Origin of the sequence: Microbacterium aoyamense, assembly GCF_023155855.1 — a bacterium.
Lineage (GTDB): Bacteria > Actinomycetota > Actinomycetes > Actinomycetales > Microbacteriaceae > Microbacterium > Microbacterium aoyamense.
Genome location: NZ_JAKNUT010000001.1, coordinates 508663 through 530121 on the forward strand (window position 1 = coordinate 508663; position 21459 = coordinate 530121).

At 68.8% G+C, this 21459-nt stretch carries 21 protein-coding genes and 1 tRNA gene; 9 read left to right on the forward strand and 13 right to left on the reverse strand.

Annotated elements, in window-relative coordinates; all coding sequences use genetic code 11:
- Nucleotide 1: 1 nt before the first annotated feature.
- A complete protein-coding gene (locus MA876_RS19220; protein WP_248145910.1) occupies nucleotides 2-1546 on the reverse strand; it encodes a helix-turn-helix transcriptional regulator in 1545 nt (514 codons plus the stop codon).
- Nucleotides 1547-1628: 82 nt separating this feature from the next.
- Nucleotides 1629-1772: a hypothetical protein gene (locus MA876_RS02855; protein ID WP_248145912.1), complete on the reverse strand. Its 144-nt coding sequence runs from the start codon at nucleotides 1770-1772 to the stop codon at nucleotides 1629-1631.
- A gap of 31 nt (nucleotides 1773-1803) precedes the next feature.
- Here MA876_RS02855 and MA876_RS02860 point away from each other — a divergent pair, with 31 nt between their 5' ends.
- The gene (locus tag MA876_RS02860; protein ID WP_248145914.1) at nucleotides 1804-2358 is read left to right on the forward strand and encodes an HdeD family acid-resistance protein; all 555 of its coding nucleotides are present in this window, start codon (nucleotides 1804-1806) and stop codon (nucleotides 2356-2358) included.
- 27 nt (nucleotides 2359-2385) lie between these two features.
- Here MA876_RS02860 and MA876_RS02865 read toward each other — a convergent pair whose 3' ends face one another.
- Entirely contained in the window at nucleotides 2386-3957 is a 1572-nt protein-coding gene (locus MA876_RS02865; RefSeq protein WP_248145916.1) for a helix-turn-helix transcriptional regulator, read from the reverse strand.
- A 245-nt stretch (nucleotides 3958-4202) separates the two neighbouring features.
- Here MA876_RS02865 and MA876_RS02870 point away from each other — a divergent pair, with 245 nt between their 5' ends.
- Nucleotides 4203-4955, forward strand: a complete 753-nt coding sequence (locus tag MA876_RS02870; RefSeq protein ID WP_248145917.1) for a patatin-like phospholipase family protein — start codon at nucleotides 4203-4205, stop codon at nucleotides 4953-4955.
- Nucleotides 4956-5075: 120 nt separating this feature from the next.
- Here the strand turns inward: MA876_RS02870 and MA876_RS02875 are convergent.
- Together MA876_RS02875 and MA876_RS02880 are read right to left on the reverse strand one after the other, a co-directional pair.
- A tRNA-Ser gene (locus tag MA876_RS02875) sits at nucleotides 5076-5166 on the reverse strand.
- Between the two features lie 45 nt (nucleotides 5167-5211).
- Nucleotides 5212-6261, reverse strand: coding sequence for a hypothetical protein (locus MA876_RS02880; RefSeq protein WP_248145918.1), 1050 nt, complete (start codon nucleotides 6259-6261; stop codon nucleotides 5212-5214).
- Nucleotides 6262-6353: 92 nt separating this feature from the next.
- Here MA876_RS02880 and MA876_RS02885 point away from each other — a divergent pair, with 92 nt between their 5' ends.
- The 6 genes from MA876_RS02885 to MA876_RS02910 all read left to right on the forward strand — a co-directional run bounded on the left by MA876_RS02885 (nucleotide 6354) and on the right by MA876_RS02910 (nucleotide 12108).
- Entirely contained in the window at nucleotides 6354-7721 is a 1368-nt protein-coding gene (locus MA876_RS02885) for an MFS transporter (RefSeq protein ID WP_248147154.1), read from the forward strand.
- Nucleotides 7722-7773: 52 nt separating this feature from the next.
- Nucleotides 7774-8727, forward strand: a complete 954-nt coding sequence (locus tag MA876_RS02890) for an L-lactate dehydrogenase (protein ID WP_248145919.1) — start codon at nucleotides 7774-7776, stop codon at nucleotides 8725-8727.
- Nucleotides 8728-8794: 67 nt separating this feature from the next.
- The gene (locus MA876_RS02895; protein ID WP_248145920.1) at nucleotides 8795-9967 is read left to right on the forward strand and encodes a serine hydrolase domain-containing protein; all 1173 of its coding nucleotides are present in this window, start codon (nucleotides 8795-8797) and stop codon (nucleotides 9965-9967) included.
- Nucleotides 9968-10045: 78 nt separating this feature from the next.
- Complete coding sequence (radA, locus tag MA876_RS02900) at nucleotides 10046-11413, forward strand: DNA repair protein RadA (protein ID WP_248145921.1); 1368 nt, start codon at nucleotides 10046-10048, stop codon at nucleotides 11411-11413.
- A gap of 42 nt (nucleotides 11414-11455) precedes the next feature.
- Complete coding sequence (locus tag MA876_RS02905) at nucleotides 11456-11713, forward strand: type II toxin-antitoxin system VapB family antitoxin (RefSeq protein WP_248145923.1); 258 nt, start codon at nucleotides 11456-11458, stop codon at nucleotides 11711-11713.
- On the forward strand, nucleotides 11710-12108 hold the full coding sequence (locus MA876_RS02910) for a type II toxin-antitoxin system VapC family toxin (RefSeq protein WP_248145925.1): 399 nt from the start codon (nucleotides 11710-11712) through the stop codon (nucleotides 12106-12108). The genes MA876_RS02905 and MA876_RS02910 overlap by 4 nt, the downstream gene beginning before the upstream one ends.
- Before the next feature lie 3 nt (nucleotides 12109-12111).
- Here the strand turns inward: MA876_RS02910 and MA876_RS02915 are convergent, their stop codons facing one another.
- The 6 genes from MA876_RS02915 to MA876_RS02940 form a co-directional block, all read right to left on the reverse strand.
- Nucleotides 12112-12513, reverse strand: a complete 402-nt coding sequence (locus MA876_RS02915; protein ID WP_248145927.1) for a dehydrogenase — start codon at nucleotides 12511-12513, stop codon at nucleotides 12112-12114.
- 20 nt (nucleotides 12514-12533) lie between these two features.
- Nucleotides 12534-13250 carry a FadR/GntR family transcriptional regulator gene (locus tag MA876_RS02920; protein WP_248145929.1) on the reverse strand — a complete coding sequence of 239 codons (717 nt, stop codon included), beginning with the start codon at nucleotides 13248-13250 and terminating at the stop codon, nucleotides 12534-12536.
- Nucleotides 13251-13367: 117 nt separating this feature from the next.
- Nucleotides 13368-14141 carry a 3-oxoacyl-ACP reductase gene (locus MA876_RS02925; protein WP_248145931.1) on the reverse strand — a complete coding sequence of 258 codons (774 nt, stop codon included), beginning with the start codon at nucleotides 14139-14141 and terminating at the stop codon, nucleotides 13368-13370.
- A 112-nt stretch (nucleotides 14142-14253) separates the two neighbouring features.
- Nucleotides 14254-15612 carry an aldehyde dehydrogenase family protein gene (locus MA876_RS02930; protein ID WP_248145933.1) on the reverse strand — a complete coding sequence of 453 codons (1359 nt, stop codon included), beginning with the start codon at nucleotides 15610-15612 and terminating at the stop codon, nucleotides 14254-14256.
- Complete coding sequence (locus MA876_RS02935; protein WP_248145935.1) at nucleotides 15609-16367, reverse strand: gamma-glutamyl-gamma-aminobutyrate hydrolase family protein; 759 nt, start codon at nucleotides 16365-16367, stop codon at nucleotides 15609-15611. The genes MA876_RS02930 and MA876_RS02935 overlap by 4 nt, the downstream gene beginning before the upstream one ends.
- Nucleotides 16354-17709, reverse strand: coding sequence for a glutamine synthetase family protein (locus tag MA876_RS02940; protein WP_248145937.1), 1356 nt, complete (start codon nucleotides 17707-17709; stop codon nucleotides 16354-16356). Before MA876_RS02940 ends, MA876_RS02935 begins: the two co-directional genes overlap by 14 nt.
- A gap of 157 nt (nucleotides 17710-17866) precedes the next feature.
- Between MA876_RS02940 and MA876_RS02945 the strand changes: the two genes are divergently transcribed.
- Nucleotides 17867-19432, forward strand: coding sequence for an amino acid permease (locus tag MA876_RS02945; RefSeq protein WP_248145938.1), 1566 nt, complete (start codon nucleotides 17867-17869; stop codon nucleotides 19430-19432).
- 382 nt (nucleotides 19433-19814) lie between these two features.
- Here the strand turns inward: MA876_RS02945 and MA876_RS02950 are convergent, their stop codons facing one another.
- A complete protein-coding gene (locus MA876_RS02950; protein WP_248145939.1) occupies nucleotides 19815-20501 on the reverse strand; it encodes a type II secretion system protein M in 687 nt (228 codons plus the stop codon).
- Between the two features lie 50 nt (nucleotides 20502-20551).
- Nucleotides 20552-21205, reverse strand: coding sequence for a TetR/AcrR family transcriptional regulator (locus tag MA876_RS02955; protein ID WP_372491475.1), 654 nt, complete (start codon nucleotides 21203-21205; stop codon nucleotides 20552-20554).
- Nucleotides 21206-21459: the final 254 nt, after the last annotated feature.

A 21459-nucleotide genomic window follows, 5' to 3' on the forward strand; every position in this document is an offset into this window, starting at 1 on the left:
GTCAGTCGCCGTCGGCCCCGATGAGGTGCAGTCGCGAGGCCGTCTTGATGGCTTCGTCGCGCGTCGAGGACCCGAGCTTGCGATACAGCGACTGCAGCTGAGACTTGATGGTGTTCGGCGAGACGTGGAAGGTCTCGGCGATCGCGGCCGTCGTCTGGTGCGAGGGGAGCGCGTTGAGCACGCGGCGCTCTCCCGTCGTCAGGATGGGGCGCGGATGCATCTCGAAGTTCGCCAAGCCCGAGGTGACGGCGTCGAACTCCGCCGCAGGCTCGCTCGGCAGGAGAGCGCGGACATGATCGACGAGCTGCCGCGGCATGATCGCGAGCAGTCGCCGGCTGTCACGCTTGCGCGCGATGCGCGAGATCTGCAGGGCCGTGTCGCGATCGATGTCGTCCGTGCGAGCGAGTTCGAGCCAGCCGCCGAGGAGCACCGACTCGGCACGCTGCGCAGGGCCGAGCGACTGATCGGCGGCGAGCACGCGCAGCGCGTGCCCTGCCACATCGAAGCGACCGTCATGCAGTGCGACACGCACCGTGGCGAGTCGCGTCAGAGTCCCGGCATCCACGTTCTCGTCTGCAATCCTGCGGGCGAGCGTGATGTCTCCTATCGCGAGGAGCGCCTTGATGGAGGTCGCGGCCACGACGTCCGTAGCGAACGAGCCTTGCTGGGCGGGGTGCGAGTCGCTCGCGAGATGAATCGCCTCGAGCGCGTCCTCGGGCTGACGACGGGCGAGGAACGCCCGCGCCCTGGCGAGCAGTGCGAAAGGCCACGTGAGTTCGATGGTGTCGTAGGGATCCAGCGCGGCGAGCGCATCGTCGAGATCGTCCGACATGCGATCGACCGCGATGAGGGCGGCGGCAGTGGCTTCGCTCGTCCGGCACGAGTCCACGTGCGCGACCGTCGGCATCGGCGCCGTCTTCGCAGCGGCCAACGCGCGCTCGGCATCGCCGAGCGAGCCCCGCACGGCGTGCGCGAGGGCCTCTCTGCCGAGCGCCATCCTCTCGGCATCGCGCTGGATCGAGAATCGGCCGAGCTGACGCGATGTCGCGAACTCGAGCAGCGCGCGTGTCGTGTCGCCCGCGGCGAGGAGCGTCGACCCGATCTGGTGGTGGAAGAACCACAGCGGACCGTCGGTGCGCTCGCGGGACTCCACACGTGTCTGCAGGATGCGGTCCTCGAGTCGCCGCGCGTAGGACAGCGCCGCCGTCACATCGCCGCTCGTGCGGAATGCGATCATCTGAACGAGGGTGAGGAAGTCCACCTCCTCAGGGCTCATCGTGCGTGCATCGTCCTGATAGATCAATGGCTTGAACGGGCGCGTCGTGCGCGCGAGCACAGGGGTCATCGGATGCAGCATCTTCAGCATCGGGTGACGCTCGAGCACGGGGCTCGGCAGGCCCACGATCGCGGACCGCAGCGCGCCCGCATGGGCGCTGTAAAGCGGCCAGATGTTGGCGACGGCGGCGCGCGCGATGGCGTCGGCGCTGCCCGAGCTCACCGCTCGGTCCAGTTCGTCCTTCGCCTTCACCGGGTCGTTGAGGTTCACGGCATCCCCTGTTCGTTCTGGTTCGCGATCAGATCCCCCCGATCGCTCGAACCGCTTCATTTCTACTGATCCGGGAGTCCGCTCACAGGGGTTTGGTCACCACTTCACCCTCGACATCACCCAGGGGCACCCTGCGACCACCCGGCGCGAAGCGGATGAAACGGCGGATGACGGAGCGGGTGAACTTCGGCTGCCGGAGCGTCGCGGCATCCGACCGTCTCGGCATGCTGGGATCCCGCCGGAGAAGGACGAACCGCATGACCGCAGACACCTCGAAAACCGCCGTGAACGGCATCCGCACCGCCATCGGCGTCGGCGGCACTCTCGCCGTGGTGGTCGGCGTGCTCATCCTCGTCTGGCCGGGCAAGACGGCCATCGTGGTGACGGCCATCATCGCGATCTACGCGATCGCCGCCGGGCTGGCCTACGCAGGATTCGGCGTCTTCACCAGGGACCGAGGTGGATGGTCGCGCGTCGGACACATCGTGCTCGGCCTGCTCTTCGTGGTCGCCGGCGCCGTCGCCCTCACCAACCTCAGCCGGACCGCGGTCTGGCTCGCGGTCTTCGTCGGCATCCTGGTCGCGGTCATGTGGATCGTCGAGGGGATCGTGGCGCTGTCGACTCTTCGTGACGCGCCGTCGATGGGGTGGTCGATCGCCTACGCGAGCCTCAGCATCGTCGCAGGCGTCGTGCTCCTCTTCGCCCCTGCGTGGGGAGTCGTGCTGCTGTGGTGGATCCTCGGCTTCTCGCTCGTCGTCCTCGGCATCATGAACATCGTCCGTGCGTTCCGGTACGGCTCGGCGCACGACTGATGTCCGCCGGTTGCGCCGTCGCGTCGATCACGCGGTGAAGGGTGGGAGCTCGTGTCCCGCGAGTGACGGGCCGACGTCGCGAACGATCGGCGAGCGCAGCTCGAGTGCTTCGCGGCGTGACGAGACGCCGAGCTTGCGATAGAGCGAGCTCAGATGAGTCTTCACGGTGTTCGGGGAGAGGAAGAGCGCCGATGCGAGATCCGCGACCCGATCGTGATGCGGGAGAGCGGCGAACACCCGTCGTTCGCTCGCGGTGAGGTGGAGGTTCGCGTGGCCCAGGTCCGCGAAGGTCATCCCGGCGGTCGCTTCGTCGAAGGCCTCTCGAACATCCTCGGGCATGTGCCGGCGCGCCGACTCGGCGACCCATCTCGGAACCATGCGCACGACCCTGCGGTAATCGGGGTTGAGTCCGACCAGTGCGAACTTGCGCGCCGCGTCGACGGTCAGCGTCTCTCGTCCCACCATCTCCCACACGCGAAGGCAGGTGATCTCGGCCTCGCTCACCGGCGATGTCCAGCGCGCCGATCCGATCTCGCGCAGACGTGCGGATGCGGCGTCGAAGTCGCCGATCACGAGATCGAGCCGAGTCAACTGGCTCAGGAGCATCGGCCCCGGTTCGCGGATGCGCTTCCCCGTTTCGACGGCTTCCGCCTCCTGTCCGAGCTGGAGGAAGACCTCGATATAGGTCCGAGTAAGGATGTCGGCGGGGATCGTCCCGTCCTGCACACGATGAGTCGACGCGGCGACTCGGGCGATCTCGAACGCATCCGTCGGACGCCCGCCGAGGATCGCGTGACGCACGCGCGCCAGGGTGACGAACGGCCACGTGAAGGCCGTCGATTCGAGACTCGACAGGACCGCCGGGTCGAAGGCGTCGAGCGAGGCTGCACGTTCCAGAGCGATGAGCGCGTCGGCGGATCCCTCCGTTCCGCGTCCCTGCGCCGCGTACGGGCCGGTGAGACTCGGAAGGGAGCGGGCTGCGGTCAGCGATTCGGTCGCGTCCGCGATGCTTCCCCGGAGCGCCTCCGCCAGCGCAAGCCGCGCGAGCGACGCGCGCTCCGCGTTCTGCGAGCCGGACACGCGCCCGACATCCCTCGCCTTCGAGAGCTCCCGCACGGCGCCCACCGTGTCACCCATGAGAAGAAGCGTCGAACCCATCTCGTAGTGGAGGAACCAGAGGATGCTCCCGCGCTGCGCGCGCTCCGGCACGTCCATCGTGTACACGCGATCGGCGAGTTCGCCCGCGTACGCAGCGCTCGAGCGCAGATCGCCGTTCATGCGCGCGGCCAGGATCTCCATCGTGACGATCGCATCGCGACCCGTCGCTCCGTGCACCGGCGCGTCGCGCAGCGACTCCACGTCGAAGGCCGTGCTCGAACCCGCCATCGCCGGCGCGATCGGATGAAGCATGCGCAGCACCGGGTATCGAGCGAGCGTCGGGCCCGAGATGCTGCCGACGGCCTCCTGCAGTGCTTCGATGTGCTGGTCGTACAAAGGCCACAGGTGTCGATGGATGACGGATGCGATCGTCTCGACGTCGCCCGATCGGCGTGCCTCATCCAGCGCATCGCGAGCGATCGACGCCTCGTCCTGCAACATCCCGCACCCCCACACCGTGGCGCCCGAAGCGTCGACGATGATCGACTCGATCAGCTTCGCCGCTCCTTCAACGGCGCATTCTCGACACAGACTGGCACAGAATCGACGCCGCGCGCCTGAAGCGACATGCGACGCAAGTCCCGCCGCGGGCAAGATCATCCCTGGCCTCACCTCCGGCATCCCTCCCCGATCACCCTTCCGTCGTCCGGCCTCCGCGACGGATCAGAGGGTGATAACTTCGCGAGGTGCAGCGCGAGAAGTCCCCCGATGAAGACCCGCTCCTCGGCATCGCCCTGAGCGGCGGAGGGGCGTTCGGTGCCGCCCACGTCGGAGTGCTGCAGGTGCTCGAGGAGCGCGGCATCCGTCCCGGCATCGTCACCGGCACGAGCTCGGGCGCCCTCGTCGGCGCGGCATACGCCGCGGGTCTCGACGGCGCGGCGATCGAGCGGATCGCCCGCGGCTTCCGCTGGAGCCGCATCGCACGGTGGACCCTGCAACCGCGATGGGGTCTGCTCGACACGCACGTCGTGACGACCGCCATCCATCGCCTCCTCGGCGAGGATCCGCGCATCGAGGACCTCCCCCGTCGCTTCGGCGCCGTCGCGACCGACCTTCGCACCCGCAGGGCGGTGACGCTCGACAGCGGGCCGCTCAGCAGCGCGCTGCGCGCGACGATCGCGGTGCCCGGCCTGCTGCCGCCCGTGCGGGTGGGAGGTCGTCTGCTCGCCGACGGCGGCATGGTCGACAATGTGCCGCATGCGGCTGCCCGCTCCCTCGGTGCCGAGCGCGTCATCGTGGTGCACCTGCACGCCAAATGGGAGAACGTCCGGATGATGCGAACCGTCACGGCGACCGCCGACCTCGCTCGCGATCCGTCGGTCACGCTGATCCAGCCCGAGATGGAGCGGATGGCCCAGTGGACGATGCGCGATGTCCCCCGCCTGATCGCCGAGGGGCAGCGTGCCGCGAACGCCGCGCTCGACACAAGGCGGCAGTAACTCAGACGTACCGCCCGGCGACGGGCCGCGGGGTACGCGGAGAGCGGGCGTCGTGACGTTGCCTCGTCGCGGACCCTGATCATGCCGCAAATGGAAAAAGCCCCTGATCGGGGCTTTTTCTGGCGGTGACGGTGGGATTTGAACCCACGGTAGGGGGTTACCCTACACAACTTTTCGAGAGTTGCACCTTCGGCCGCTCGGACACGTCACCGTGGGATAGTTTACGACACGCCGACGGATGCCGCGAATCGGGCCGTCACCAGGCCGAGGCCACCGCCGCGTGGGTCTCGAGGATGCCTTCGGTCGTGCCGTCCGGCGCGCGCCCGATGCCGCACTCCGTCGCGACGCCGAACACGGGGACATGGCGAAGGGCCGTCTCGACCCGTCGCGACGCACCCTCGACACCGTCCTCGCGGTGCACGAGCCCGAGGTAGAGCTCGCCAGGCACGGCGAAGCCGTCGAGCGGCGCGAAGTAGGCGTCGTCGTCGCGCTCGATCGGCACGGGGAGGTGCAGCCAGGTGAGCGGGCGATCCAAACCAGACAGCACCGCTTCGGCGAAGCGCCGCAGGTTCGCCGTATCGGTCGGCTCGATGAAGTGCTTCTCGCCGGCATCGCCATAACAGAGGTGCACACCGACCTCGACACCGCTCGGCACAGCGTTCACGAGCGCCGCGACCCGCGCCGGCAGCTCGGTCCACTCGTCCTCGAACCACCCTGAGTATGCGCCGCCGAACGTCTCTTCGTAGCCGCCGGCCTCGAGCACCGCGAACTCGGTCGCGACGTCCCACTGGATCGCCAGATCGTCATGGGGGATGACGGAGACGATGCGGGCGAGCTCCGCGAGAAGTGCCACCGCGTACACCGGCTCGATCGCGGGCCGGTCGACCCCGCGGAAGAACGCCGCGATCACACCGACCGGCGTCGGCAGCGACACCTGGAACCGCACGCCCGGGGCGATCGCTCCCTCGGATCGCAGTCGCGTGAACACGGCGTACGACTCGATGGCGGCATCCGCGTAGCCGAGCGGAGGAAGGACGATGGATGCCGCATCCACTCCGTCTGCGATGCGGACCGGCCGCGCGTCGAGGCCACGCACGAGGATCGGCTCGTCGCCGATCCGCTCGAGGCCGTCGGCGGCGCCGATCACGTCGGGCTGGAAGAGGATCCAGTGGAAGCGGGCGCCGACCTCTCCGTCGGGGATCCGCTTGAGCGCACCCCCGAGGGTCGAGGCGGCGACCCTCATCGTTTTCTCGGCGTCGTCGTAGTTGACGCTCCCGACGAGCAGGGCACCTTGAGGCTGGGTCATGCCTCCACAGTGCCAGCCTGCCCCCGCGAAGACCAGGCGGAACGACCCGCGACGTCATCGGACGGGTCTACGTTGAAGACGTGACCGAGACGATGACCAGCCAGCAGCGTCTCGTCGTGGCGATCGCGGCGCTCGCCTCCTTCGTCGCGTTCCTCGACGGCACGATCGTCAACGTGGCGCTGCCGGCGATCAGCCGAGAGCTCGGCGGCGGACTGGTGACTCAGCAGTGGGTGGTGGATGCCTACCTCATCACGCTCAGCGCGCTCATCCTCCTCGCGGGCTCGCTGAGCGACGCGTACGGCCGCATCCTCATCATGCGCATCGGACTCATCGGGTTCGGCATCGCATCCATCGGTATCGCCGTCGCCCCCAATCCCGAGATCCTCATCATCGGTCGCGCGCTGCAGGGGGCGGCCGGGGCCTTCCTCGTGCCGAGTTCGCTCGCGCTCATCACCTCGACGATGCGCGGTGCGCTGCAGGCCCGGGCGATCGGCATGTGGACGGCACTCACCACCGGCGCGATGGTCGTCGGCCCGGTCATCGGCGGGCTGTTCGTCGACTACCTCTCGTGGCGTTTCGCGTTCCTCATCAACGTGCTCCCGATCGCGATCACGCTGTGGCTGCTCACGCGGCTGCAGCATCCGGACCGCCGCGACCCCGGCGCCCGGATCGACTGGCTGGGCGCGATCCTGTGCACGCTCGGGCTCGGACTCGCCGTGTTCGCCCTCATCGAGCAGCCGAACCTCGGGTGGGGATCGCCCGCGATCTGGATGCCGCTCGCCGGGGGCATCCTGCTGTTCCTCCTCTTCCTCCTGCGTCAGCGGACGGTGCCGTCGCCGATCCTGCCGCTCGGACTCTTCCGCGTCCGCAACTTCTGGTCGGGCAACATCACGACCCTCTTCGTCTACGCCGCACTGTCGCTCAACGGGTTCGTGGTCGCCGTGTACCTGCAGCAGGGCGCCGGACTCTCGGCCACGCTCGCGGGGCTGGCGAGCCTGCCGATCACGATCATGACGATCGTGCTCAGCTCGCGGATGGGCGCACTCTCGGGGAAGTACGGCCCCCGGTTCTTCATGACGGTGGGTCCGATCGTCATGGCGATCGGCGCGCTGCTTCTGCTCGCGGTCGGCGAGGACTTCGACTACTGGTGGCAGGTGCTGCCCAGCATGCTCGTGTTCGGTCTCGGGCTCGCCGTGACGGTGTCGCCGCTCACCGCGGCGATCCTCGGGTCGATCGAGTCCGAGCGCTCGGGCATCGCGTCGGCGGTGAACAACGCCGTCGCGCGGGTCGCGGGACTGCTCATCATCGCGATGCTCGCCCTCGTGACGGGTGGGGGGCTCGACCTCGCGGGGTTCCACCAGGCGAACATCGTCGCGGCCGCGCTGCTCCTCATCGGCGGAGTCGTCTCGTTCGTGGGCATCCGCAATCCTCGGCGCGAGCGGATCACGACGGATTCGTGACGACCCCGGATCGACCCTGGCCGCGGCATCCGCTCACTGCCAGACTGGCCGCATGGCAGTCATCGAGAACTCGAAAGTCACCATCGTCGGCGCCGGCTCGGTCGGCTCGAGTGCCGCCTACGCCGCTCTGATCCGCGGCTCCGCACGGCACGTCGCCCTCTACGACATCGCGACCGAGAAGGCCGAGGCCGAAGTGCTCGACCTCGCGCACGGCACGCAGTTCACCGGTACGAGCGACATCATCGGCGGCAGCGACATAACGGTCGTCGAGGGCTCGCAGGTCGTCGTGATCACCGCCGGGGCCAAGCAGAACCCCGGCCAGACCCGTATCGAACTCGCGGGGGTCAACGCCCGCATCATGAAGTCGATGATGCCCCAGCTGCTCGAGGTCGCACCCGACGCGATCTACGTGCTCGTGACGAACCCGTGCGATGTGCTCACCGTGCTCGCGCAGGAGGAGACGGGCCTTCCGCGCGAGCGGATCTTCGCCTCGGGCACCGTCCTGGACACGTCCCGCCTGCGCTGGAAGCTCGCCGAGCGCGCCGGGGTCTCGACGTCGAGCGTGCACGCCTACATCGTCGGCGAGCACGGCGACACCGAGTTCCCGCTGTGGTCGAAGGCGACGATCGGCACGGTGCCGATCCTCGATTGGGTCACCCCGGCCGGCGACCGGATGACTCCCGAAGAACTCGATCAGATCGCGATCGATGTGCGGGACGCCGCGTACAAGGTCATCCAGGGCAAAGGTGCGACGAACTACGCGATCGGCCTGTCGAGCGCGCGCATCATCGAGGCGATCCTGCGCGACGAGCACGCGGTCATGCCCGTTTCGCCCGTGCTCGAGGACTTCCAGGGCGTGAGCGGCGTCGCGCTGTCGGTGCCGTCGATCGTGAGCGCCAAGGGCGCGATTCCGATCCGGGAGACGCCCTTCGATCACGGTGAGCTCGAGCTGTTCCACAAGTCCGCCGAGGCGCTCCGAGAGGTCGCCGACTCTCTTCGCGACTGACTCTCCCGCCATCCGCCCCCAAGGCCCTAGTCTCTAGCCATACGGTCCACGACCACTGGGGGTTCTCGTGCACGTCTCTCACCCGCGCCCGCATCGCCGCGCGACCGCCCTCGTCGGCGCCGCCGTCCTCGCACTGGCGATGAGCGCTTGCGCTGCTTCCGATCCGTCCGCCTCCCCGACGCCCGCTGCGCCGTCGGGGATCCCCGAGCAGACCTCGGCGGAGCTCCAGGCGGTGCTCGACGATCTCTACACCGAGGGCGTGTTCCCCGGTGCGATCGCGCGGGTCATCACACCCGAGGGCGAGTGGGTGGGCACCGTCGGAGCCTCGGCCGAGGGAGGCACCACCGCCCCGGCCCCCGGTGATCGCACGCGCGTCGGGAGCATCACCAAGACGATGACGGCGACGATCCTGCTGCAGCTCGTCGACGAGGGCCTCGTGACGCTCGACGACCCGATCTCGAAGTACGTGGCCGACTCACCCAACGGCACGGCCACCCTGCGTCAGCTCGCCGACATGACCAGCGGCATCCCCTCGTACTCCCTCGACGACGGCTGGCAGGCGAAGCTCTTCGGCGACCCGTACAGCATCTTCACGCCGCAGGAGCTCATCGACGATGCGAAGGCGCTGCCGCTCGTCGGGGCGCCCGGCGAGAAATGGCAGTACTCCAACACCAACTACGTGCTGCTCGGCATGGTGATCGAGAGCGTGCTCGACCAGCCGATCGCCGACGTCTTCCAGGAGCGCATCTTCGACCCCGTCGGCATGGCCGACACCGTCTACCCGGGCGACTCGAACGAGATCGCACAGCCGCACCTGTCGGGCATCACGGAGCAGGGACAGGATGCCGGGGTGAGGGTCGACGCGACGGACTGGAGTCCGACGGGCGCGTCGACGGCCGGCGAGGTCATCTCGACCCTCGACGACCTCACGCTCTGGGCGCATGCGCTGTTCACGGGCGACGACGTGCTCTCTCCCGAGATGCAGCAGCTGCGGCGGGACTCGATCCTCACGTCGCCGCCGCCGAACAACGCCGACAACGGGTACGGCATCGGTTGGGGGCACCTCCCGAACGGATGGTGGGGGCACAACGGCGAGATCCCGGGCTTCACGACCTCGGTCTTCCACGACTACGACCAGGAAGCCACGATCGTCGTCGTCGTGAACAGCGACATCCCGATGTCGTCGGAGAAGGGGCCTGCGCCGACGATCTTCGAGGCGCTCGCGGAAGTTCTCGGCTAGGGGTCGATCGTGGCCGGCGGCGGCGATGGGATGCCGCGGCCGCGCACCCATGTCGGCGTGCCCGATTAGCCTGAGTGCATGGCATCCCGACGCCCCACGACGGCCGCACCGTATCGGTGCACGGAATGCGGGTGGACGACGCTGAAGTGGGTCGGCCGCTGCGGCGAGTGCCAGCAGTGGGGCACGGTCGTCGAGGCAGCCGAGCAGACCGGCATCACCCGCTCAGTGACAGCCGTCGCCCCCGGCGCCGGGCGTGCGGCACTGCCGATCACGCACATCGACTCGCGCGATGCGCCGCGGCGCACGACCGGGGTCGGCGAATTCGACCGTGTGCTCGGCGGCGGACTCGTGCCTGGCGCCGCGATCCTGCTCTCGGGCGAGCCGGGCGTCGGCAAGTCGACGCTGCTCCTCGAGGTGGCGGCGAAGTCCGCGAAGGTCGGGCGACGCGTGCTCTACGCGAGCGCCGAGGAGTCGACGGCGCAGGTGCGGCTGCGCGCGGAGCGCACGGGCGCGCTCCACGATGAGCTCTACCTCGCCGCCGAGACCGACCTCGCGACGATCCTCGGGCACGTCGATCAGGTGCAGCCCGAGCTGCTCATCGTCGACTCCGTGCAGACGGTGGCTTCCGGGCTGTCCGAGGGGATGGCCGGGCATCCGTCGCAAGTGCGGGAAGTGGCATCCACCCTCATCCGCGTCGCGAAGGACCGCGGTCTGCCCGTCATCATCGTGGGGCACGTCACGAAGGACGGATCGATCGCCGGCCCCCGGATCCTCGAGCACCTCGTCGACGTCGTCTGCCATTTCGAGGGCGACCGGCAGACGTCGCTGCGCTTCGTGCGCGCTCTCAAGAATCGCTTCGGCCCGACGGATGAGGTGGGCTGCTTCGACATGACCGGCGCCGGCATCGCCGAGGTGCCCGACCCGAGCGCACTGTTCCTCGGGCACGGGTCTCCCGAGCCGGGCACCTGTGTCGCGATCGCACTCGAAGGTCGTCGCGCGATGCCCGTCGAGGTGCAGGCCCTCACGATCGCCTCGACATCGCCGAATCCCCGGCGCATCGTCAACGGGGTGGATGCCGCGCGCGTCGCGATGGTCCTCGCGGTGCTCGAGAAGCGGTGCGGTGTCGAGACCTCGAAGCTCGACGTGTACGTCTCGACCGTGGGCGGGGTGCGCTTCACCGAGCCGGCGGCCGACCTTGCGATCGCGATCGCCGTCGCCGGTTCGGTGCGCAACGACGCCGTACCGCGCACGCTGGCCGCTGTCGGCGAGCTGAGCCTCGCCGGCGAAGTACGCCCGGTCACGCAGGCGGCGCAGCGGCGGTCCGAGGCCGCGCGCCTCGGCTACACCGACGTCATCGACAACCGGTCGGGCACCATCCGGTCGGCGCTGAACGACGTGCGCGCGAGGGTCCGCTCGCGCCCGGGCGACGGCATCCCGGACTTCTGATCCCGCTCTACCGATGGTAGACGGCGAGGGTAGACTTCTACCATGAGCTTGAGCATCAAGAACGAAGACGTGCACGCGGCTGTTCGCGACCTTGCACGGATTCTGGGGGTCAGCCAGACCTCTGCGGTCGAGATGGCGGTCCGCGCAAAGCTCGATGAGCTCGACGCCGAGCGACAGCGGGCTGCGCGGAACCGCAGAATCGACGACGCAATCGCCGCAGCGCAGGAGGCATTCCGCGGGATCGATCTCGGGCAGGCGTCCGACGATCTGTACGATCCGGTGACGGGATTGCCTCGGTGATCGTCGACTCGTCGGCGTTGATCGCCTTGCTGCAGGGCGAACCGACCGCAGAAGCGATCCGATCGGCGCTCAAGGAGTCCGAATCCGCCGCGATTTCCGCCGCGACGCTCGTCGAAGCATCCATCGTCGCAGACGGAACCCGTGACGCCGTCCGATCAAGCAGATTCGATGTCATGATCGACGAGTTGTCACTGCAGGTCGTTGCCCTGACCGCAGAGCAGGCGCGCATCGCGCGGCAGGCCTATCGCGACTATGGGCGAGGGTCGGGTCATGCCGCGAACCTGAACTTCGGTGACTGCTTCAGCTACGCGCTCGCCGCCGAACGGCGAGAGCCTCTTCTGTACGTCGGGGACGACTTCGGTCACACCGACATCCGATCCGCGCTGGCGGATTGAACGTCAGGCGTCGAGGGCCGCGATCAGATCGGTGGGGGTCGCCTGCATCGGATGCGGGCCGGCGATGTCGAAGAACACCGTCGTGATCTCGTCGCCGTGCGCGCCGAGGAAGGCGCGCAGCGCCGGCGGCGACTGGAGGGCGATCGCCGCGGGCAGCGTCGCGGGCTTGAACGCGGCGTCGCTGAAGAGCAGCAGGGCGACCTGGCCCGTGTTCGGGTCGCGGTAGGTCCAGACCTCACCGACATCGAGCGGGTTGTCGCGATCGCCCGGCGACATGAGCGGCACGACGGTCGGACCGTGACGCAGCGCGAACGCGACCGCGGCGATGTCCTGTGTCTGGAGCGCATCGCTCAGCTGCGGATTGCGGAACTCGAGGGGCTCCTTCTTGCTCTTCTTGCCTGCCACGGTTCCACCCTAGGCGCGCGTCAGGCGAGGAACCCGCGCAGCAGCGCTTCGGACCCCGCGAGGTGTTCGAGCACGGCGGCTTCCGCGGCTTCCGCGCGGCCCGCGAGGATCGCCGTGACGATCCGCTCGTGCTGCTCGTTCGAGTGCTCGATGTTGCGCGGCAGCAGCGGGAACGTGTCGAGCCATGCGTTGACGCGCGCGCGGTTCTCGGCGGCGAGAGTGACGAGCGACGGGATGCCGGACATCTCGGCGATCGTCAGGTGCAGGAGCGTGTCGAGCCGGCGGTAGTCGGCCTCGGTCGCCGCCGACGTCGCTTCGAACCGCGCCCACAGCTCTTCGCGCACGGGCTGGTCGAGCGTGCGCTCTGCCGCGGCACGAGCGGCGCCCGCCTCGAGCACGCGGCGCAGGCCGAGGATGTCGTCGAGCTCTGCGGCATCCACCTTTCCCGGATCCGGCGGCTGGGGCAGCGGATCCGCGACGAACGTGCCGCCGTAGCGACCCCGCCGGGGCACGAGGAATCCGGCACCGGCGAGTTCTCGGATCGCCTCGCGCACCGTGTCGCGACTCACGGCGTAGCGCAGCGCGAGCTCGCGCTCGGGTGGAAGCGACTCCCCCGGCGCGACGACGCCGAGCCGGATCGTCTGGACGAGTCGCGCGACGGTGTCCTCGAGCGCGTTGCCCTCGCGCACGGGCCGGTACACGGCCCGCCGCACCTCGCGCAGCGGCTCGTCGGTCATGCTGCTCGTTCCGGCCGCGTGCACAACGTCGGCAGATCCCAGCGTCGAGGAGGCAGAGGCCGGCGTGTCGCCCGCCCGCGACGGGGGATTGCCGACGTTGTGCACATGCGTCTGGCCCTACAGCGGCGTGACGTAGGCGTTCGTGATGCCGCCGTCGACGACGAACGCCGTCGCGGTGATGAAGGATGCGTCGTCCGACGCGAGGAACGCGACCGCCGCCGCCATCTCGGACGGATCGGCGAACCGCCCCATGGGCACGTGCACGAGCCGACGCTGCGCGCGCTCGGGATCCTTCGCGAAGAGCTCCTGCAGCAGGGGCGTGTTGACCGGACCGGGGCAGAGTGCGTTGACCCGGATCCCCTGCCGCGCGAACTGCACGCCGAGCTCGCGAGTCATCGCCAGCACACCGCCCTTCGAGGCCGTGTACGAGATCTGAGACGTCGCCGACCCGAGCAGCGCGACGAACGACGCCGTATTGATGATCGAACCCCGCTCGGCGGGCACCATGTGGCGCAGTGCCGCGCGGGAGCAGAGGTAGACGCTCTTCAGGTTGACGTCCTGCACGCGATCCCACGCCGGCAGCTCGGTCGTCTCGATCGAGTCGTCGTCGGCCGGCGAGATCCCGGCGTTGTTGAAGGCGATGTCGAGTCTGCCGAACTGATCAGCGACGCCGTCGAAGAGCGCGTCGACCGATGCCTCGTCCGCCACGTTCACGTGCCGGTACACGCCCCCGACCTCTGTCGCGGCAGCCTCGCCGGTCGTCGGGTCGAGGTCGGCGATCACGACGACGGCGCCCTCCGCGGCGAACCGCTTGGCCGTCGCGAGGCCGATGCCCGAGGCGCCGCCCGTGATGATCGCGACGCGATCCTTGAGTCGCTGGGTCAGATCCATCGTCCGATCGTTCCTTCCTTGGGAAGCGTGTCCCACTTGAGCTCGGTATGGCCCGCCGGTAGCGGCGTGTCGTGGGACACGATCCGCGCGAAGTGGGACACGCATGCGGTGATCATGAGGCATCCGTCGCGAAGAAGACGTTCTTGGTCTCGGTGAAGTGCTCCGCGGCGTCCGGACCCAGTTCGCGACCGAGACCGGATGCCTTCATCCCGCCGAACGGCGTCCAGTACCGCACCGACGAATGCGAGTTGACCGACAGCACCCCGCTCTTCACGCCGCGCGAGACGCGCACCGCTCGACCGAGGTTCTCGGTCCAGATCGAGCCCGCGAGCCCATAGGCCGTGTCGTTCGCGAGGGCGATGGCATCCGCCTCGTCGTCGAACGGCAGCACGGCGACGACGGGTCCGAAGACCTCCTCGCGGGCGATGCGGTCTTCCCGCCCCGCGAGCACGACGGTCGGGGCGAACCAGAAGCCGTCGCCCTCGGGGGCGCTGCCGCGGAATGCGACGTCCGCGCCCTCGAGGAAGGACGCGACGGTCGATCGGTGCGCCGCCGAGATCAGCGGCCCCATCTCGGTCGATTCGAGCGCCGGATCCCCCACTCGCCACGCCGCGACGGCGGGCTCGAGCAGCTCGAGGAACCGGTCGTAGACCGAGCGCTCGACCAGAATGCGGCTGCGTGCGCAGCAGTCCTGACCGGCGTTGTCGAACACGGCTCCGGGCGCGGCGGCCGCTGCCTTCTCGAGGTCGGCGTCGGCGAAGACGATGTTGGCGCTCTTGCCGCCGAGCTCGAGGGTCACGGGCTTGAGTTCGCGGGCGCAGCCGGCCGCGACATCCGTCCCCACTGCGGTCGACCCCGTGAAGACGACCTTGCGAACGTCGGGATGCGACACGAACCGCTGCCCGACGATCGAGCCGCTCCCGGTGATGACCTGGAAGAGCCCCTCCGGCAGTCCGGCTTCGAGGGCGAGTTCGCCGAGACGCACGGCCGTCAGCGGCGTGAGCTCCGCCGGCTTCAGCACGACGGCGTTGCCCGCCGCGAGCGCGGGGGCGAAGCCCCACGACGCGATCGTCATGGGGAAGTTCCACGGCACGATGATGCCGACGACGCCGTACGGTTCGTGGAACGTGACGTCGAGCCCACCCGCCACGGGGATCTGCTGACCGCTCAGTCGCTCCGGCGCTCCGGCGTAGAAGTTCAGAACCTGCGCGACGTGCGAGGCCTCCCACCGGGCCGAGCCGATCGGGTGACCCGAGTTGAGCACCTCGAGCCGGGCGAGCTCGTCGATGTGCTCCTCCACGGCGCGCGCGAAGGCGCGCAGCGCGTCGGCGCGGGCTACGGGGGCGAGTGCTGCCCACGATCGCTGCGCCACGACCGCACGGGCGACCGCGGCATCCACCTCTTCCACGTCGGCGCGGTGCACCTCGCGGAACGCGGCACCGGTGGACGGGTCGATGAGCGTGAAGGTCATGCCGTCACCGCTTCGCGCCGGCCGGCGGAGTAGGCGGATGCCTGGGCCACGAGCCCTGCGAAGAGGCGGCGATCCTCGGCGTTCTCTTCCGGATGCCACTGGACCCCGACCAGGTAGCCGTCCCCGGCGGATTCGATCGCCTGGACGAGACCGTCATCGGTGCGCGCCGTCACGACGAGTCCGTCACCCAGCCGGTCGATGCCCTGGTGGTGGTAGCTGTGCACATCGAGGTCTCCGGCGCCGACGAGCCCCGCGAGCCGCGAGTCGGCGTCGACGCTCACGGTGTTCGTCGCGAAGACCCCTCCGCCGATGCGGAACCTCTCGGTGCCGAGCGCTTCGGGCAGGTGCTGGTGCAGTGTGCCGCCACGCGCGACGTTGACGAGCTGCAGCCCGCGGCAGATCGCGAGCACGGGCATCCGTCGTTCTTCCGCCCCCCGGTACAGCGCGAGTTCCCACTCGTCGCGATCGGGACGCGCGGCGTCGGTGGACGGATGCCGCTCCGCGCCGTACAGCTCGGGCTGCACGTCCAGGCCCCCGGTGAGGATCAGTCCGTCGAGCCCGTCGAGCACGGGACCCGCCGCGTCGGCCGAGAACGGCTGCGGCGGAAGGAGGACCGCGATGCCTCCCGACGCCGTCACGGCGTCGAAGTACTGCTGTGGCAGGAACGCGGCGCGCACGTCCCACACGCCCTGCTTCGCCTGCTCGAGGTAGGTGGTGAGGCCGATGACGGGCCTGCGGACGTCAGAGCCGCTCAAAACCGCGCACCCTCTCCCAATCGGTGACGGCGGCGTCGTAGGCCTCGACCTCGATGCGCGCCTGGTTCAGGTAGTGCTCCACGACGTCGTCGCCGAAGGCGGCGCGAGCGATCGTCGACTGCTCGAAGAGCGACGCCGCTTCTCGGAGCGTCGTCGGCAGGTGATCGACGTCGGACGAATAGGCGTTCCCTGCGAGCGGATCGGGCATCGGCAGCTCGTTCTCGACGCCGTAGAGCCCACCCGCGATGATCGCAGCCGTCGCGAGGTAGGGGTTCACATCCCCTCCCGGGACCCGGTTCTCCGGGCGCAGGGAGTGACCGCGACCGATCACGCGCAGGGCGCACGTGCGGTTGTCGAGGCCCCAGGCGACCCCCGTCGGCGCGAAGGTGCCCTTCTGGTACCGCTTGTACGAGTTGATCGTCGGCGCGTAGAGCAGCGTGAACTCCCGCAGGGTCGCCAGGACACCCGCGATCCAGTGCTCCATGAAGGGGCTGAATCCGTAGGGCCCGTCGCCCGCCATGACCGGCTCGCCGCCCTCGCCGCGCACCGAGAGGTGGATGTGGCAGCTGTTGCCCTCGCGCTCGTTGAACTTCGCCATGAAGGTGAGGGACTTGCCGTGTTTCTCGGCGATCGCCTTCGCGCCGCTCTTGTAGATCGTGTGCTGATCGGCGGTCTCGAGCACCTCGGCGTACCGGAACGCGATCTCCTGCTGTCCGAGGTTGCACTCGCCCTTCACGCCCTCGGTGTAGAGGCCCGCACCGTCCATCGACAGCCGGATGTCGCGCAGCAGAGGTTCGAGACGCCCCGACGCCAGCAGGTCGTAGTCGACGTTGTAGTCGGTCGACGGCGTGAGGTCGCGGTAGCCCTTGGCCCAGGCATCCCGATACGTGTCGTCGAAGACGATGAACTCGAGCTCGGTGCCCGAGTAGGCGGTGAGGCCGCGCTGCGCGAGTCGCTCGCGCTGACGCTGGAGGATCGCGCGGGGAGACTGTGCGACGGGTTCGCCGTTCTCCCACCCGAGATCGGCGATCACGAGTGCCGAGCCCGGCTGCCACGGCACATGGCGAAGCGTCGAAGGGTCGGAGAGCAGCATCATGTCGCCGTACCCCTTCTCCCAGCTCGACATCGCGTAGCCGTCGACGGTGTTCATGTCGACGTCGACCGACAGCAGGTAGTTGCACGCCTCGGCACCGTGCGAGAGCACTTCTTCCTGGAACAGCCGCGCCGATACGCGCTTGCCGACGAGCCGGCCCTGCGCATCGGCGAAGGCGACGATCACGGTGTCGATCTCGCCCGCCGCGATCGCGGCATCCAATTCGGCGACGCTGAGGTTGCCCGGCATGCGTCCCCCCTTTCGGCGCGGAGGACGACAGGATGCCGGGCTCCGGCATCCACTGTAATCACGAAATCCGCCCCAAAGGTAGACACAGCCGACCAATAGGCTCCACAATCGTCGGCAAGGCGCTTCCCGGGCACCACCCGACCCCCACGGAGGATCGATGTCGCAGTCGAGCAATGAATCGGCGAAGGTCGCGGGCGCGACCTATACACGAGCAGGCCAGGACTACTTCGAGAAGCGCGGCTTGAAGCGCTCGGCGGGGATCTGGGGCCTCTGGGGCCTCGCGGTCGCCGCCGTCATCTCGGGAGACTTCTCGGGCTGGAACTTCGGTATCGACTTCGCCGGCTTCGGCGGCATGCTGATCGCCTTCGTGATCCTCGTGGCGATGTACTACGGCATGATCTTCTCGATCGGCGAGATGGCCGCCGCGATGCCCCACACGGGCGGGGCGTACTCGTTCGCGCGATCGGCCATGGGCCCGTGGGGCGGTCTGATCACGGGCGCGGCCGAGACGATCGAGTACGTCGCGACGACCGCGGTCATCGTCTTCTTCTCGGCCTCGTACGCCAATGCCATCACGGCCGAGCTGCTCGGCTTCGACCTGTCTGCGGCCGGCGCGAACATGATGTGGGTCTGGTACGTCGTCCTCTACCTGGTCTTCGTGCTTCTCAATGCGGCAGGAGCGAACATCTCGTTCACCTTCGCGATCGTCGTCTCGATCATCTCGATCGGGATCATCCTCGTCTTCTCGGCGATGGCGATCTTCTCGGGCGCGTTCCAGTGGGCGAATCTGTGGGACATGGTCCCCGACCCCGGCCAGACCGAGTTCCTGCCGCACGGCGTGCTCCCGATCCTGTTCGCGCTGCCGTTCGCCATGTGGTTCTTCCTCGGCATCGAGGAGCTCCCGCTCGCCGCCGAAGAGTCCCACAACCCCGTGCGCGACATCCCGAAGGCCGGGTTCTGGGCACGCGGAACGCTCATCGTGACGGGTCTTCTCGTGCTGTTCCTCAACACGGGCGTCATCGGGGCCGAGGCCACGGGCGTCGCCGCGGAGCCGCTGCTCGACGGGTTCCGCGCGATCGTCGGGGACGGCTGGGCAGCCGTGCTCGCCCTGTTCGCCCTCGTGGGGCTGCTGGCCTCGCTGCAGGGGATCATGTTCGCCTACGGACGCAACATGTACTCGCTCTCGCGCGCCGGCTACTACCCGCGCTTCCTCTCGCTCACCGGCAAGCGGCAGACGCCGTGGGTCGCACTCCTCGTCGGCGCCGTCATCGGGTTCATCGCCCTCGTCGTGCTGGATCTGCTCGCGAGCCTCGATCCCGAGAACGTGGGCGCCGTCGCCGGCGCGATCGTGCTGAACATCGCGGTGTGGGGTGCCGTCCTGGCGTACTTCCTGCAGATGGTCTCGTTCATCATCCTGCGCCGGAAGTTCCCAAACGCGAGCCGCCCGTATCGCAGCCCGTGGGGCATCGCCGGTGCCGTCATCGCCGCGGCCATCGCACTGCTGATCTTCGTGGGCTTCCTCCTCAACGAGGCGTTCCAGCCCGCGATCATCGCGATCGCGATCGTGTACGTCGTCATCCTGATCGGCTTCGCGCTCTTCTTCCGCCACCGGCTCGTGCTCTCTCCGGAGGAGGAGTACGCGCTCTCGGGTGGTCAGCACGGCGACCCGCAGGCCGAGGGTTACGACGCGATGGAGAAGGAAGTCTTCGGCGACAAGTCCTAGCAGGGGGAGGAGAGGGGTCGAAGCCATCCGGGGGGATGCTTCGACCCCTCTCATCTGCCTGGACGACTGTCCCGGAAAAGATGGTGGCCCTCTCGGTCCGGTCTGGCTGACCGGGCCCGAGAGGGCCGAACGCTCTCCGACTCTGGCAATGCGACGCGGGGTATCTCGCTGGGGAACGAGCCCACTGCTGGGGACAGGGGTGTGAACCGCTTCGCTACGGGAGCTGTATTCAGGCTATGTCAGGCTTTTCTCCGCGTCTGTCCCCTCTTCGGCGGACAATTCCTGTGAATACGCCAGGCGCTGTGGAACCGCTTGCATCCCGGAATCCCGGTGAAAACCGCGGAAGTACGCGGTTTTCGGTCCACCGTAAGGATTCCGGGCGTCAGTACAGCAGGAACTGCTTCGACTGGGTGGAGTCGATTCCGCCGATCGAGACGCTCAAGTGATACGAGGCCCCACCGGCGGGCGCGGCCGGACGATTCGTGTCGGCGCAGCTGCCGACAGCAGAGCGCGTTCGATCCCACGTGACGGGTGCCGAGCTCGACACGCTCTGCCCCGCCGCGAGGAGCACGATCATGTCGCTCGGCTCGCTCTGGCAGTCCGTCGACCGCCACCACGTGTCGGCGCCGCTCGTGATCGCGAAGACCTGCGTCGTCGTGCCGACGTTGAGGGAGCACGCCGGGCCGTTGTTCGTGAGCTTGATCGAGAGGCCGGGGTTCTGCCCGGCGCCGTACGTGTCGGCATCGGTGACCGCGTCGACGACGATGTCTCCCGCTTCGCAGGCTTCGGCGGTGGGGGTGCTGGATGCCGCGGGCTCGGGTGACTCCGCCGGCGGCGTGGCGCCGGTCGTCTCCTCGGCCGCGTCGGTCACGGAGGGAAGTTCGGTCGCAGCGACGTCGGACACCTGCGGTTCGGCGTCGGACGGGGTGGATGCCTCGCCCCTCCACGGGGGTGCGACGACGAGCCACACGATGACAGCGACGATCAGCAGCAGCGCGCTCAACAGCACGATTCGGCGTCGGCGGTAGACCGCCGGCGAGTGACGCCTCCGCGGTGTCGTGCCGGTCATGCGTCCAGGGTACGCACGGGGTGCCGCCGAGCCGGGACGGCGCGCGGCGGTCAGCGCGTGCGGAGCCCGTCGAGGACGACCGTCATGACGTCGGCGGCGAGGTCCGCGCCCGACTCCGAACCCGCTGGCCGGTACCACTCGACGATCGAGTTGACCATGCCGAAGGTGAGCCTCGTCGCGACGGACGCGTCGATGTCGGCGCGCACCGAGCCCTCGGACTGCGCGGCGCGCACGAGTGCCGTCACCTCGTGGTCGAAGGCGCGGCGTCGCTCGAGCGCAGCGCGCTCGACGTCGCTGTTGCCGCGCACCCGCAGCAGAAGGGTGACATAGGGCAGCTTCTCCACCAGCACACGCACTGCTCGCTCGAGCACGTAGCCGAGCCGCTCGCCGGGAGTCCCCTGCGTCGCACCCTCTTCACGGAGTACGCCCTCGAGGCCCCCGAGTGCTTCGTCGAGTGCGACGCTGAGCAGCTCCTCCTTCGAGGCGAAGTGGTGGTACAGCGCCGACTTCGACAGTCCCAGCCGGGCGGCGAGCGCAGCCACCGAGGTCGCGTCGTAGCCCTGCTCGATGAAGACGTCGACGGCGACCTCGAGAATCCGGTCGCGATCGTAACCCGGGCGGCCGCGACGCGGCGCGGGTGCGGGAGCCTCGACGTCTGACACGCGCTCAGTCTGGCACGACGTGACGCGCCCTCCCCGCGGCATCCCTCCCTCGTCGAGGCCGACTCGCGCCCCGCCTGCACCCCCGACTTCCCGCGCTTCTTGCCTCGTCGAGCGAACTCGAACTTCTCGAGACGACCTCTTATTCGCGAGGATTCGATGTCGCGCCGTGAATATCGAGTTGGGTGGGCGCCGTTTGCCGTGCGGCATCCCATCCGTCATACTGAATTCCTGAACGCTCGGTTGGTAATTCAGGAGAACGTCATGGTGGACGCCTCGCCTTCGGCATACGTGCGCGC

Coding starts and splice junctions, on each gene's coding strand:
- MA876_RS02940 (WP_248145937.1), bottom strand. CDS start 17,709: ATGCCGGGCAACCTCAGCGTCGCCGAATTGGATGCCGCGATCGCGGCG.
- MA876_RS02880 (WP_248145918.1), bottom strand. CDS start 6,261: ATGACCCAGCCTCAAGGTGCCCTGCTCGTCGGGAGCGTCAACTACGAC.
- radA (WP_248145921.1), top strand. CDS start 10,046: ATGGCATCCCGACGCCCCACGACGGCCGCACCGTATCGGTGCACGGAA.
- MA876_RS02890 (WP_248145919.1), top strand. CDS start 7,774: ATGGCAGTCATCGAGAACTCGAAAGTCACCATCGTCGGCGCCGGCTCG.
- MA876_RS02855 (WP_248145912.1), bottom strand. CDS start 1,772: ATGCCGAGACGGTCGGATGCCGCGACGCTCCGGCAGCCGAAGTTCACC.
- MA876_RS02925 (WP_248145931.1), bottom strand. CDS start 14,141: ATGGATCTGACCCAGCGACTCAAGGATCGCGTCGCGATCATCACGGGC.
- MA876_RS02865 (WP_248145916.1), bottom strand. CDS start 3,957: ATGTTGCAGGACGAGGCGTCGATCGCTCGCGATGCGCTGGATGAGGCA.
- MA876_RS02885 (WP_248147154.1), top strand. CDS start 6,354: ATGACCAGCCAGCAGCGTCTCGTCGTGGCGATCGCGGCGCTCGCCTCC.
- MA876_RS02860 (WP_248145914.1), top strand. CDS start 1,804: ATGACCGCAGACACCTCGAAAACCGCCGTGAACGGCATCCGCACCGCC.
- MA876_RS02905 (WP_248145923.1), top strand. CDS start 11,456: ATGAGCTTGAGCATCAAGAACGAAGACGTGCACGCGGCTGTTCGCGAC.
- MA876_RS02920 (WP_248145929.1), bottom strand. CDS start 13,250: ATGACCGACGAGCCGCTGCGCGAGGTGCGGCGGGCCGTGTACCGGCCC.
- MA876_RS02950 (WP_248145939.1), bottom strand. CDS start 20,501: ATGACCGGCACGACACCGCGGAGGCGTCACTCGCCGGCGGTCTACCGC.
- MA876_RS02930 (WP_248145933.1), bottom strand. CDS start 15,612: ATGACCTTCACGCTCATCGACCCGTCCACCGGTGCCGCGTTCCGCGAG.
- MA876_RS02945 (WP_248145938.1), top strand. CDS start 17,867: ATGTCGCAGTCGAGCAATGAATCGGCGAAGGTCGCGGGCGCGACCTAT.
- MA876_RS02955 (WP_372491475.1), bottom strand. CDS start 21,205: ATGCCGCGGGGAGGGCGCGTCACGTCGTGCCAGACTGAGCGCGTGTCA.